The following is a 12,911-nucleotide window of genomic DNA, read 5'->3' as shown; positions in this document are numbered from 1 at the left end:
ATAGCAACATCGCTACCGATAAGTCGCATCGCATTAATGGCGAAATCACCGCGCCTGAAGTGCGTCTAACTGGCGTTGATGGCGAGGCTCTCGGCATCATGAAACTGGCCGAAGCTTTCCGTCTGTCCGAAGAGGCTGATGTCGATCTGGTGGAAATCGCACCGACGGCGCAGCCGCCGGTGTGCCGTCTGATGGACTACGGCAAGTTCAAGTATTCGGAACAGAAGAAGGCGCACGAGAACAAGCTGAAGCAGAAGATTGTCCAGATCAAGGAAGTCAAATTCCGGCCTGGCACTGACGACGGCGACTACAACGTCAAGTTGCGCAATCTGAAGCGGTTCCTCGAAGACGGCGATAAGACCAAGATCACGCTGCGTTTCCGCGGCCGTGAGATGGCTCACCAGGAAATCGGCGCTCGTATGCTGGAACGTCTGAAGTCCGACCTCGAAGAGTTCGGTCAGCCGGAACAGATGCCGAAGATGGAAGGCCGTCAGATGATCATGGTCATCGCGCCGAAGAAGAAATAAGCCGTGGCGGTGTCGATTGACACTGCCGGGCAGTAAAGAATTGCACTGCGACCCGAGAGGGCCGCAGTAGCGATACAGGGTGCAGTCAGGCCCTGAACACAAGTGATCCCGGGTTCTACAAGGGGCGCGATTTTGGCGTCACACCTGTGATCATGTTAAAAACCTCGGAGTTTTTCATGCCTAAGATGAAAACCAAGAGCGGTGCCAAGAAGCGCTTTCGCGTGCGTCCGGGCGGTACCGTTAAGCGTGGTCAGGCTTTCAAGCGTCACATTTTGACGAAGAAGTCCACCAAGAATAAGCGTCACCTGCGCGGTGCCGTCGGCGTTCATGATTCCGATATGAACTCCGTACGCGCAATGCTGCCCTTCGCTTAAACCCCGACTTAGATAGGAGAGAAATATGCCTCGAGTCAAACGTGGGGTCACTGCACGGGCCCGCCATAAGAAAGTCATCGCAGCAGCCAAGGGTTTCCGCGGCCGCCGCAATAACGTCTTCCGCATCGCTAAGCAAGCGGTCATGCGCGCTGGGCAATACGCCTATCGCGATCGCCGTAACAAGAAGCGCGTGTTCCGCGCCTTGTGGATTGCGCGTATCAATGCAGGTGTGCGTCAGCACGGTATGACCTACAGCGTGTTTATCGCTGGTCTGAAGAAGGCCTCGATCGAACTCGACCGTAAGGTGCTGTCCGACATGGCCATCAACGACAAGCCGGCATTTGCCGCGGTTGTCGCCCAGGTGAAAGCCGCCGTCGCAGCCTAAGCTGTAGTTAGCGTATAGCGCGTTTTACCGCGCGCCATTCGCCAGGAGGGGGCTCTCATCGGAGCCCCCTTTTGTTTTTCGACTGCTTTTTTGCATGTACATGCGGCCATTCGTCCGCCTAACTTGAGCCTGTAGCATATGGATCTGGAACTTATCGTCAGCGAAGCGCAGCGTGCGTTCGCCGCCGCTCCCGACGCCGCCGCGCTGGAAAACGAGAAAGCCCGCTTTCTTGGCAAGACCGGCCAATTGACCGAGTTGCTCAAAGGCCTCGGCAAGCTCGATCCCGAAGCCCGCAAGAGCGAAGGCGCACGGATCAACGCGGCCAAGCAACAGATCGAAGGCGCCTTGCAGGCGCGCCGTCAGGCCATGGCCGATGCGCTGCTCGATGCGCGCTTGTCCGCCGAGGCCATCGACGTGACGCTGCCCGGGCGTGGTCTGGGTGCCGGTAGCCTGCACCCCGTGCTCAATACCTGGGAGCGCGTTGAACAGATTTTCCGTTCCATCGGGTTCGACGTGGCCGACGGCCCCGAGATCGAAACCGACTGGTTCAACTTCACTGCCCTGAACAGCCCGGAGAACCACCCGGCCCGTTCGATGCAGGACACCTTCTATGTCGAAGGTAACGACGACGCCGGCAAGCCGTTGCTGCTGCGCACGCACACCAGCCCGATGCAGGTGCGTTACGCGCGCATGAACAAGCCACCGATCAAGGTCATCGCCCCGGGGCGTACCTATCGCGTCGACTCCGATGCCACGCACTCGCCGATGTTCCATCAGGTCGAAGGCCTGTGGATTGCCGAAGACATCAGCTTTGCCGATCTGAAGGGCGTGTACACCGATTTTCTGCGCAAATTCTTCGAGCGCGACGACATTCAGGTGCGCTTCCGCCCGTCGTACTTCCCGTTCACGGAACCGTCTGCCGAGATCGACATGCAGTTCGAAACCGGCAAGAACGCCGGCAAGTGGCTGGAGATTTCGGGTTCGGGGCAAGTGCATCCGAGCGTGGTGCGCAACATGGGGCTCGACCCGGAGCGCTACATCGGTTTCGCATTTGGCTCGGGCCTCGAGCGTCTGACGATGCTGCGCTATGGCGTGCAGGACCTGCGTCTGTTCTACGAGAACGACCTGCGCTTCCTGCGCCAATTCATGTAATTGATGTCGACGGCCCTGTGCTGGCGCGCCAAGCCGCTGCCGCCGGGCTCTCGGATGTGAAGACTTAACTGCGAGCGAACTGATCCATGCAATTCTCTGAATCGTGGCTGCGTACCCTGGTCGACCCAGATCTGTCGACCGACGCGTTGGCGCACGCCCTGACGATGTCCGGGCTCGAAGTCGAGGAAGCCGACCCTGTCGCGCCGCCGTTTACCGGCGTCGTGGTGGCCAAGGTGCTCGAAGTGGCCCGTCACCCGGATGCCGACCGCCTGAATGTGTGTCAGGTGGATGCCGGCACCGGCGAGACGCTCACCATCGTGTGCGGCGCGCCCAACGTTGCCCCGGGCATCAAAGTGCCGTGCGCCACGGTTGGTGCGGCACTGCCGCCGGCAGAACCCGGCGCGGCCCCGTTCCAGATCAAGATCGGCAAGCTGCGCGGCGTGCAAAGCTTCGGCATGCTGTGTTCTGCCCGTGAGCTCAAGCTCTCGGAAGACCATGGCGGTCTGATGATCCTGCCGGAAGATGCGCCGGTGGGCATGAACATCCGCGAGTATCTCGATCTGGACGACACCGTCTTCGTCGTGAAGCTCACCCCGAACAAGGCGGACTGCCTGTCGTTGCTCGGCGTCGCGCGCGAAGTGGCCGCGATCACCGGGGCCCCGCTGAAGGATCTGCCGGGCCAAGGCGCGCAGCCGTCGACGATCACCGACACGTTCCCCGTGAAGATCAGTTCGCCGGAAGGCTGCGGTCGTTTCGGCGGCCGTATCATCCGCAACGTGAACGCTGCTGCACCGTCGCCGCGCTGGATGGTCGAGCGCCTCGAGCGCGCCGGTCAGCGCAGCATCTCGGCACTGGTCGATATCACCAACTACGTGATGCTCGAACTGGGCCAGCCGCTGCACGTGTACGACCTGAACCGTCTGCAAGGCGGCATCGACGTGCGCTTCGGCCGCGCGGGTGAAACGCTCAAGCTGCTCAACGAACAAACCGTCACGCTCGACGAGAGCGTGCTCGCCATTACTGACGCCAGCGGCCCGATCGGGCTGGCCGGCATCATGGGTGGCGACTCGACCAAGGCCGGTCTGGAAACGCAGAACATCTTCCTTGAAGGTGCCTTCTTCTTCCCGCAAGCCATTCAGGGCCGCGCCCGCAAGTACAACTTCACGAGCGACGCGTCGCACCGTTTCGAGCGTGGCGTCGACTTCGCCGGCAACGTGCGTGCGCTGGAACGCGCCACGCAACTCGTGCTCGAGATTTGCGGTGGTCAGGCTGGCCCGTTGGAAGATCAGGTCGCCCGTCTGCCCGAGCGTAAGCCGGTGACGATGCGTGTGGCCCGTGCCGTCAAGATTCTGGGCGTGCCCGTGAGCGAGCAGGAGATGGGTGACATCTTCACGCGCCTCGGTCTGCCGTTCGCACTGAAGGACGGCCTCTTTGAAGTCACGCCGCCGTCGTATCGCTTCGACATCGAAATCGAAGAAGACCTGATCGAAGAAATCGCACGCATCTACGGCTTCGACCGCATTCCGGCCAACCCGCCGGTCGCGGCAAGCGCCATGCGTCCGACGCAGGAAGGCCGCCGCTCGCAACACGCGGTGCGTCACGCCATTGCGGCACGCGACTATCACGAGACGGTGGGCTTCAGCTTCGTCGACGTGGAGTGGGAAGCCGACTTTGCCGGCAACGACAACCCGATCAAGCTGCTCAACCCGATCGCGAGCCACCTCGCCGTGATGCGTTCCACGCTCATCGGCAGCCTGATCGCCACCACGCGCTACAACCTGAACCGCAAGGCCTCGCGCGTTCGCGTGTTCGAAATCGGCCGCACGTACCACCGCGACAACACGGTGGCGTCGGGCGAACTGACGGTGGGCGGCTATCGCCAGCCGGTGACCGTGGCAGCACTCGCGTACGGTCCGGTGTTCGACGAACAATGGGGCGCCGCATCACGTCAGGTCGACTTCTTCGACGTGAAGGGCGACCTCGAAGCGCTGCTTGCACCGCGCACGGCACGCTTCGTGAAGGCCGAGCATCCGGCGTTGCATCCGGGACGTAGCGCCGCCATCGAAGTGGACGGCAAACGCGTCGGCTTTGTGGGTGAATTGCATCCGCGTTGGCAGCAGAAGTACGACCTGCCGCACGCACCGGTGCTGTTCGAGATCGAAGCGGACGCCCTGTTCGCGCGCGATGTGGCGAGCTACGAGGAGATCTCGAAGTTCCCGCCGGTCACGCGAGATCTCGCACTCGTGGTGTCGCAGTCGCAGGCGGTGCAGCCGCTGATCGACGCGATGCTGGCGGCACGTCAGGACGACCCGGCGTGCAGCGTGGTGCAGGCTGTGCGCCTGTTCGACGAGTTCCGTCCGAAGGCCGGCGCAGCGTCGGGATCGCTTGGCGCGCAAGACAAAAGCCTGGCGTTTCGTGTTACTCTGCAAGACCCCTCGGGTACCCTCCAGGACGAGACCGTCGAGCGCGCCGTCGCTGCGTTGGTACAACGGGTTGGAGACGCGTTCGGCGCACGTTTGCGCGCGTAAAGCATTGTAGAGTCTGGTTGCGAGTGGTTTATCGCACTGTCATCGCCATCGCGTGGGACGTATGAACGAAATGAATCCTGGTGAATTTGAAGCCATGCTCGCGGCGCAGCGAATCGCGCTGGGTCGTAGCGAAGTGAACGAAGTCGGCACCGAAGCGCCGACGCTGACCAAGGCCGAACTGGCCGAGTTGTTGTTCGAGCACGTGGGTCTGAACAAGCGCGAGGCCAAGGATATGGTCGAAGCGTTTTTCGAATCGATCCGCGATGCGCTCGAATCGGGTGACAGCGTCAAGCTCTCCGGCTTCGGCAACTTCCAGTTGCGCGACAAGCCGCAACGTCCGGGCCGCAACCCGAAGACGGGCGAAGCGATTCCGATCGCTGCCCGTCGTGTCGTGACCTTCCACGCCAGTCAGAAGCTCAAGTCGATGGTGGAGTCTGGCGTACTGAGCAAGTAAGTCCCCGGCCGCCGCTTTCTGTGGCGGCCGTATCCTAACTGTCGTTCAAACACGCTGACGCCGCGATGGATCACGTTGCCTTGCCGCCGATTCCCGCCAAGCGTTACTTCACCATCGGTGAAGTGAGCGAGTTGTGTGGCGTCAAGCCGCACGTGCTGCGCTACTGGGAGCAGGAGTTCACGCAACTGCGCCCGGTCAAACGCCGCGGCAATCGACGGTACTACCAACATCATGAAGTCCTGCTGATCCGGCGTATCCGGGAACTGCTCTATGAGCAGGGTTTCACCATCAACGGTGCCCGCAACCGGCTTGAGGCCGATACGCCGCGTGGTGCCCGCAATGCGGTCGCGGCTGCGGCACGCGCTGCCTCCGAAGCGGGGACGGACGACGCCGAGAACGGCCTCGACGTCGACGATCTGCGCCGCAAGCTCGAAGCGGTCATCGATCTGCTCAAGACCTGAATTCCACGTCTGCGCGTTCGCCGCAGCGTGTCTGTCTCCGGGATTCTCCCGATGCGGCAAACGCCGAAAACTCCGTAATCCGAGATAAGAGACGCCGTTACGGCGGGGTTGCGCGCGCCGGTGGCAAAATCGACATGGCAAGTGTCCGGGTGCGCGATAAACATCCCCCGATTGAGTGACGTGGAACGGCTTTCAGGGCCGGGCCGATTGTCTTACACTTGCCGGAAAACATGGCGGCGATATCAGTCACCGCTCGTTGGATCCTCTGAACATTCCGGGCCAACATCGACCATCGGGCGGGGGCGCGATGGCTGAAAGGATCTCGACCTATGGTGGAACCGAGCACGACGGGAGCGAGGCGCGGGCGCTGGACGACGTCCTATCGTTCTATCGTCGCGATTCTGATTTTCGGTTTCCTGATCCTTGTCCTCGTTTGGACAGCGGTGCTGTGGCGCATCTCCATCGAACACAAGGCCATTCTGCGCGACGCGGCGGCATCGGCGTCGACCGTCGCCAACGCGCTGGAACAGCAAACTCTGCGTGCGATCCGTCAGGTCGATCAGATCACCCGTTTCGTCAAGTACGAGTTCGAACATCATCGCAGCGAGTTCAGTCTGAACGGAACGCTGGACGCGGGGATCGTTGCCGACCGTCACATGGTGCTCGTGAGTCTGGCCGATGCCCAAGGCAACATCACGGCGGCCACCATCCCCGGTCGCAGCAACGGCGTGAGCATTGCCGACCGCGAGCACTTTCGCGTGCATCTCGACAATGCGAGCGAGAACCTCTTCATCAGTCACCCCGTATTTGGCCGCTTGTCACGCAAGTGGGTGCTGCAATTCACGCGTCGTCTGAATAATCCCGATGGCAGCTTCGCCGGGGTCGTCGTCGTTTCGCAAGAGCCAAGTTACTTCACCGCAGACTTCTACACTAACGCCGTGCTCGGACAGTACGGTCAAATCGCCGTGATCGCCGACGACGGCACGCTGCTCGCGCGCAGCACCGGCGCAGGGGTGGCGGTGACCGGGACGGGTGAGTTGCCACCATTTCCGGCCGCGCAACGTAACTCGGGTGTACAGCGCGATCCGATCGACGGCGTCGAACGTGTGGTGGCTTACCGCCACCTCGGCGACTATCCGCTGGCCGTGCAGGTCGGTTTGTCGATGGACGAGGAACTGGCCGAGTATCGTCACGTGGAGCGCGTCTATCTCACGATGGCGACGTTTGTCTCGGTGGCGTTGGTGGTGTTTTTCGCGCTTATTGCCTACCTGATGCAACGCCTGATCGGCCGCGATCAGCAACTCACACGCTTGATCTCCTACGACGCGCTGACCGGTTTGCCCAATCGCTATGCCTTGATGGAGTCGTTGCGAAACGACCTGTCCGACGCTGGCAACGTCGGCAAAGTGGCCCTGCTGCATATCGATCTGGATAACTTTAAGAGCGTGAACGACACGCTCGGACACGCGCAGGGTGACGAGATCATCCGGCAGGTGGCAGAGCGCTTCATCGCGCGCGTGCCGCCTGAAGCGTTGCTCGCGCGCTTCGCCGGCGACGAGTTCATGGTGGTGCTGCGGGGCGACGACGCGGTGACCCACGCGGAACCGCTCGCCGAGTTGCTGCTCGCGGCCTTGAAGGCACCGATGGTGGCCGATAGCACGTCGTTTGCGTTGCACGCGAGTATCGGTGTGACCTTCTGGTCCAAGCCGGAAGAAACCGAGGCCGACCTGATCAAGAAGGCCGACCTCGCCATGTATTCAGCGAAAGAGGCCGGCAAGAGCGTCGTGAGGGTGTACTCACAGCAGATGACGTATCAGGCGCACCAGTTAGTGGTGTGGGAGCGTCAGATGGAGCAAGCGCTCGCCAACGGTGAGTTCTTCCTCGCGTATCAGCCGATCGTCGCGCTCGAGTCGGATTGCATTTGCGGCATGGAGGCGTTGATTCGGTGGCGTCACCCCGAGCGCGGGGTGATTGCCGCAGGCGAGTTCATCCCGCTGGCGGAGACGACGGGGCAGATTGTCGCCATCGGTGAATTTGCGCTGGCGCAGGCCTGCCGGCAACTGGCCGCGTGGCGCGACACGCCGATGGCGTCGTTGCGCCTTGCGGTCAATGTTTCGTCGGTGCAGTTCTGGCGCGGCGATATCTGCGAGTTGGTCGAGCGTTACGTGCGCGAATACGCCATCGGGCCCAACCGTCTGGAGCTGGAGATTACCGAGTCGGTGATGGTCAAGAACCCGGCGCTGGTCGAGTCGAAGATCAACCAGCTCAAGCGTACCGGCGTGCGTATTGCGCTTGACGACTTCGGCACCGGGTATTCGTCGTTATCCTATCTGACACGCTTTGCTGTCGACACCCTCAAGGTCGACCGCTCCTTTGTCGAATCGATTCCCGACTCGTCGCGCTCGTGCCTGATGATTTCGAACATCGTGAACATCGCGCGCTCGCTGGGTATCGAGTTGATCGTCGAAGGGGTGGAGAACGAACGGCAACTGGCATGGTTGCGCCACTTTGTCCCGCTGGCGGCTCAGGGCTACTGGTTTTCCCGGCCGGTGGAAATCGAACAGATGGAATCGGTAATTGCGCGTTTCGGCATTTGCGGATAAAGGAAGCGCAAATGATAAAGGCCGAAGCTTTCTAGTTAATAGATTAAATAGGGATTCGTAATAAGTCGGTGTTTTGGTAGTCTTTGGTTCTGGTAGACCGTCGGAGTGCTATAGAATTAGCGGGACTTCGCCAGATAAAGAGAGCGCAAGCAGGACGCAAGAAGACCACCGTAATCAGGCCACAAGAATCATCACGGCAGACTGTCAACAGCCTGCAATTGTCGGGGTGGAGAATAGTTTGCAGCAAGGATCCGGAGGCACGGGGCGCGACAAGCCGAGGATCGGGAACGGGGAAAAGAGTTAGACGCGCAGACCAGAATTGGCAGGTATTTGCCGGCACAACGGATGCCGGTCGCGACCAGAACTTCTGTCCGGGGAAAAGACAGAAGCGCGATCAATTAAGGCGAACCGCTTTGCCAACGTAACAAGTGATAAATATTAGAACGAGCGTTTGATTTTCGGATGAGGATACGGCATTGGCTTTATGCCGCCTGCGTTGCGGTTGGCGTGCTGGTCGCCTGCTGGGTCGCGGCGGACCGGACCGCTACCTCGTTGGTTGGCGACAAGCTCGCGCAGAGCGTGGCGGCCGAGCAAACGGTGGCCGATCGTGTGGCCGACGGCATGATTCACGCCATCAACACGGATCTGTCCATGGTGCGGGCGATTCCGTCGACACTGGCTGAAGTCGATCTGCTGCGCGACGTGCTGAGTCCCGCCAACGGGCCGACGAGCGCACCGGAAGTCGTGGCGCGTGCCAACGACTTTCTGCAATCGGCGCAAGGCTATTTCGGCGTCGACCGCGTGTGGGTCATCGACACGCGGGGCGTCTGCGTGGCAGCGAGCAATTTTCGCGATTCACCGTCGCCCGTCGGGCAAACGGCGGCGGGCATGCCGTACTTCACGAACGCCATTCTGGGCGCACGTTTCGAAAGCTATGCGGCAGGTTGGGAGCATCAGGCGCCCGGCCTCTATTTCAGTGCGCCGGTGTATCGCGAAGGCATCCTCATCGGTGTGGTGATGACCAAGATCGGGCTTGCGCGCCTGCGTCACTGGGTCGCCAACGGCGAATCCTTCATCACCGACGGCAACGGCGTGGTCATCATGGCCAACGATCCGCGCTTCGAAAATCGCTTCATGCTCGATGGCAAACTCGGCGGGTTGTCCGAGCCCGAGCGGCAGGCGCTTTACCAGCGCAACGATTTCTCGCGCATGCCCATCTTTCCGTTCAAGCGCGCCCCGGGCCGTGCCAACGCGTGGGTACCGCAGGAACTGCTGGACCAGATGTCGGAATTCGACGAGTTTCATAAGCCGTTCGTCATTACCACGCGCGCGAGTTCGAGCAACGACCTGACCGTCTACGCGGTGGAAAACGTCGGTGCGTGGGAGAGTCTGACCCGCCAGCACGCGAAGGATTTCGCGTTGTGCTTTCTGCTGTATCTGGGCGGCGTGATCATCCTGATGATGGCTGGCCGTATTTATTGGCGTGAGCGCACATTGCACCGGCAGACGCGTCAGTCGAACGAGGAATTGCGGGCCGCGAATAATCAGTTGGCCTTCGAGGCGAGCTACGACGAACTGACCGGCAGTCTCACGCGCCGTTATTTCTTCCACCGTTTCGATCAGTTGCTGGAGGCGGCGCAGCGCAAGAATGAGCCGATGAGCCTGATCGTGGCCGATCTCGATCACTTCAAGTCGATCAACGATACCTACGGGCACGCCATCGGCGATCAGGTGCTGTGCCGCTTTGTGCTGGTCTGTTCGTCGACGCTGCGCGGCGACGATCTGATCGGGCGTATCGGCGGCGAGGAGTTTGCGATTCTGCTGCCGGGGGCGAGCGAGCGCGATGCGCTGCGTGTGGCCGATCGTATCCGGGAGCGTTGCAAGCGCGAGTCGCTCGAAGGCAGCGAACCGCCGCTGCGCTTCTCGGCGAGTTTCGGTATCACGGAGTGGCAGGATGACGATTCGCCGATGAACATGGTCGAGCGCGCCGACATGGCGCTCTATCGCGCTAAGCGCGCCGGACGCGATCGCTGCTGGGTGTTCTGAGTCGCTGAGTAGCTCAGTATTCCGGCGCCGTTACCAATGTCACGTTTGGTAACCAAAGAGGGTGCACGCCTCGTGCATCTTGCGGGAACCCGCATGTCTAACGAGTAAGAGTTGCGCCGCATTTCGGCGGCGCGACCCGAGTGGCTCATGCGGGAGACATCATCGTGAAACGCTTACTCATGCTGGCTGGCGGCGCGGCAATCGCGACGCTTATGGCGGGGTGCGTCGCTGTGCCTTATGGCGGCCCGGCGTACGGCACGGCCTACGGTTCCGACTACTACAACTATTACGGCTACGCGCCGGGATACGCCGTCGCGCCTGCGCCGGTGGTGACCCTCGGCGTGGGCGGCTACTACGGCGGCGGTTACTACCGCGGCTGGCGTGGCCGAGGCTGGGGCGGCCGTGGCGGCTGGGGCTGGCACCACTAAGCTGAGCGCTCAGAACTCCGAGAGGGCGAAGTCTTCCTTCGAGACGTCGCACTCCGGGCAGCGCCAGTCGGCGGGCACGTCGGCCCAGCGCGTGCCGGGGGCGAGGCCGTCGTCGGGCGCGCCCTCGGCTTCGTTGTAAATCCAGCCGCAGATCAGGCAGATCCAGCTCTTGAATTCGGTCGGGGTATCCAGCGTGGTGGTCATGACGTTTAGGTAACAGGGAACTGACGCGACCCGCATTGTAAAACAGGCGCCCGCCGAATTCCTGTCCACCCTAAGTCAGCCGGTGGGAAAGTTAATCCAGATCAAATGCAAAAACGCCCGCGCGCAGGGATGCGGCGGGCGTTGTCGGTAGCGTTGCCGGTCCGGTTGGAATTTACCAGTGGATCGAATTGAGCAGAATCGGGGCCATTTGCGCCAACGAATTCAGCAGCGACATGGCGGTGTCCCGATTCGACACTTCCCGCCACAACCGGCTTCGCTCGACGATCCGTTGCCGGTCTTCGGGCGTTTTCACGTCGGGCGAACGCAATTCCTTGATGAGATCGATGACGGAGGCACGGTCGACCGTTTCGGTCACCGAGTGGTGCGCGAGCAATTCGTCCAGATGGACGCGTTCGGCCTCGCTGATCGTGTCGGTATTGGCCGTAGCCGGGGAGGGGGACGATGGTGCAGCGGACGACGGTGCAGCAGACGGCTTGTCGGATTGGGTCATACCAGACGTTCTCCCGGAAGTCACTGAAGAGCCATGCCGCCATCGTGCCGCAAAGGTAGCGCGAAGTGCGGCGGCTTGTCTCCATCATAGGCCGATTCGCGGGCGCTGCGAACCCTCCCATGATGGGTAAAACAGGGGCGGGTGCGAGGTTTTTCGCGGCAGACTAACGCCTGTATGACACACGTTTAGCGCATGTCAAAGCCATGACAGCGACGCCCAGATGCGGGGCAAATCGTCAAGCGCAAAAAATTTGCTCAAGGCTGACGCCGAAACGGGCAATCCTCTTGACAGCGTGGAACGGCGGGCCTTTTCAGTGGGTGGTGCCGGGTTATCCAGTGGGTTATCCACAGAAGCTGTGGGTAACTTTTCGATATTCGCCGGCTCGCGACGACATGTTTACCCGGGGTCGGTCGATCAACGGAAGAGCGGACGCAGCATGAGCAGCGCGAAAAACAGCGCCACGCCGACGGGCAGGAGACCGGTGAAGAACGCCGGCCATGGGGCGCGGCCCTTGCGGCGTGCGCCGAATGACGAGATCAGGCCCGCGCACAGGCACAGCACGCCGACGCCCCACGTCGGGTTGGGGTTCTTCAGCACCCATGCGGCGGCGGCCAGCAGGCCGATCCAAGCCAGCGGCGTGGCGCCGGGCGGCGGCGGCTTGACGGCCGCAGTGGTGGCCGCAGGTGCGCGTTGCGTCTGACGGGGCGTATCTGGCGTTTCGTTGGGCATCGAGGCTCCGGAGAATGCGGGGACTCGCGCGGGCGTCGGATCAGCCTCGCGCGCGAAAGCCGCAGCATAGCAAACGTCGGCGGTCGACGCTCAGGAGACGACAGTGTGCAAGGCAGCGCCGGGTGACGCCGTGGCCGTAACACGCGCGGTGTGAGGTTCGTGCGCTTTATGCACCTCGTGGACCGCGTGGACCGGCATGCTGACGTACCAAACGCCGGTCGTGTCGGTATCGCGTGTTGGCGCGAACTCTGGCAGGTTAGCGCAGCGGTCATCGAGATCGACGTAGCGCTTGAATGGCTGGAAGGACTGGCGTGGCTTGAACGGATCGATCGCCTTGCGTTGCCCCCGTGGCGGACCTGACGGCAATGCCGCGCCGCCGCCGTTGGGCGTCACGCGTATCTCGACGCAGGGTTGGTGAAACGGGTCGGCCGGCGCGCCAGTGACCGGCGGGATGCTCTGCGCATGGGCGCGCGGCGCATTCAGGGCAGTCAAGACGCACAGGGCGCATA

Annotated in this window: 14 protein-coding genes; 10 read left to right on the top strand and 4 right to left on the bottom strand. The window is 61.8% G+C overall.

The features are described from left to right. Nucleotides 1-8 precede the first annotated feature (8 nt). From infC to PIN31009_RS15635, 10 genes are all read left to right on the top strand, one after another. Complete coding sequence (infC, locus tag PIN31009_RS15680; RefSeq protein WP_084656116.1) at nucleotides 9-527, top strand: translation initiation factor IF-3; 519 nt, start codon at nucleotides 9-11, stop codon at nucleotides 525-527. Between the two features lie 176 nt (nucleotides 528-703). Continuing rightward, entirely contained in the window at nucleotides 704-901 is a 198-nt protein-coding gene (rpmI, locus tag PIN31009_RS15675; protein WP_058378171.1) for a 50S ribosomal protein L35, read from the top strand. A gap of 25 nt (nucleotides 902-926) precedes the next feature. Beyond that, nucleotides 927-1,286 carry a 50S ribosomal protein L20 gene (gene rplT, locus PIN31009_RS15670; RefSeq protein ID WP_058378172.1) on the top strand — a complete coding sequence of 120 codons (360 nt, stop codon included), beginning with the start codon at nucleotides 927-929 and terminating at the stop codon, nucleotides 1,284-1,286. 138 nt (nucleotides 1,287-1,424) lie between these two features. After that, the gene (gene pheS / locus PIN31009_RS15665) at nucleotides 1,425-2,438 is read left to right on the top strand and encodes a phenylalanine--tRNA ligase subunit alpha (protein WP_058378173.1); all 1,014 of its coding nucleotides are present in this window, start codon (nucleotides 1,425-1,427) and stop codon (nucleotides 2,436-2,438) included. Nucleotides 2,439-2,524: 86 nt separating this feature from the next. Continuing rightward, on the top strand, nucleotides 2,525-4,966 hold the full coding sequence (gene pheT, locus PIN31009_RS15660; protein WP_150790830.1) for a phenylalanine--tRNA ligase subunit beta: 2,442 nt from the start codon (nucleotides 2,525-2,527) through the stop codon (nucleotides 4,964-4,966). Nucleotides 4,967-5,027: 61 nt separating this feature from the next. Then, nucleotides 5,028-5,420, top strand: a complete 393-nt coding sequence (locus tag PIN31009_RS15655) for an integration host factor subunit alpha (protein ID WP_058378175.1) — start codon at nucleotides 5,028-5,030, stop codon at nucleotides 5,418-5,420. Nucleotides 5,421-5,485: 65 nt separating this feature from the next. Further along, nucleotides 5,486-5,881: a MerR family transcriptional regulator gene (locus PIN31009_RS15650; RefSeq protein ID WP_150790829.1), complete on the top strand. Its 396-nt coding sequence runs from the start codon at nucleotides 5,486-5,488 to the stop codon at nucleotides 5,879-5,881. Between the two features lie 329 nt (nucleotides 5,882-6,210). Beyond that, entirely contained in the window at nucleotides 6,211-8,484 is a 2,274-nt protein-coding gene (locus tag PIN31009_RS15645; RefSeq protein ID WP_150790828.1) for a bifunctional diguanylate cyclase/phosphodiesterase, read from the top strand. Between the two features lie 462 nt (nucleotides 8,485-8,946). Continuing rightward, a complete protein-coding gene (locus tag PIN31009_RS15640; protein ID WP_150790827.1) occupies nucleotides 8,947-10,530 on the top strand; it encodes a sensor domain-containing diguanylate cyclase in 1,584 nt (527 codons plus the stop codon). A 164-nt stretch (nucleotides 10,531-10,694) separates the two neighbouring features. Next, a complete protein-coding gene (locus PIN31009_RS15635; RefSeq protein ID WP_174996093.1) occupies nucleotides 10,695-10,958 on the top strand; it encodes a hypothetical protein in 264 nt (87 codons plus the stop codon). Nucleotides 10,959-10,967: 9 nt separating this feature from the next. On the opposite strand, the gene PIN31009_RS15630 is transcribed toward PIN31009_RS15635, so the two are convergent. The 4 genes from PIN31009_RS15630 to PIN31009_RS15615 form a co-directional block, all read right to left on the bottom strand. Further along, nucleotides 10,968-11,162: a rubredoxin gene (locus PIN31009_RS15630; RefSeq protein WP_039397716.1), complete on the bottom strand. Its 195-nt coding sequence runs from the start codon at nucleotides 11,160-11,162 to the stop codon at nucleotides 10,968-10,970. A 172-nt stretch (nucleotides 11,163-11,334) separates the two neighbouring features. Beyond that, a complete protein-coding gene (locus PIN31009_RS15625) occupies nucleotides 11,335-11,673 on the bottom strand; it encodes a hypothetical protein (protein ID WP_150684499.1) in 339 nt (112 codons plus the stop codon). A 414-nt stretch (nucleotides 11,674-12,087) separates the two neighbouring features. After that, complete coding sequence (locus PIN31009_RS15620) at nucleotides 12,088-12,402, bottom strand: hypothetical protein (RefSeq protein WP_150684498.1); 315 nt, start codon at nucleotides 12,400-12,402, stop codon at nucleotides 12,088-12,090. Between the two features lie 90 nt (nucleotides 12,403-12,492). After that, on the bottom strand, nucleotides 12,493-12,894 hold the full coding sequence (locus PIN31009_RS15615; protein WP_150790826.1) for a hypothetical protein: 402 nt from the start codon (nucleotides 12,892-12,894) through the stop codon (nucleotides 12,493-12,495). Between the last annotated feature and the right edge of the window lie 17 nt (nucleotides 12,895-12,911).

It is taken from the genome of Pandoraea iniqua (genome assembly GCF_902459685.1).
In the GTDB taxonomy this organism is placed as follows: domain Bacteria; phylum Pseudomonadota; class Gammaproteobacteria; order Burkholderiales; family Burkholderiaceae; genus Pandoraea; species Pandoraea iniqua.
Note: the sequence above shows the minus strand (reverse complement) of the source record. Positions and strands in the feature narration are given on the sequence as shown.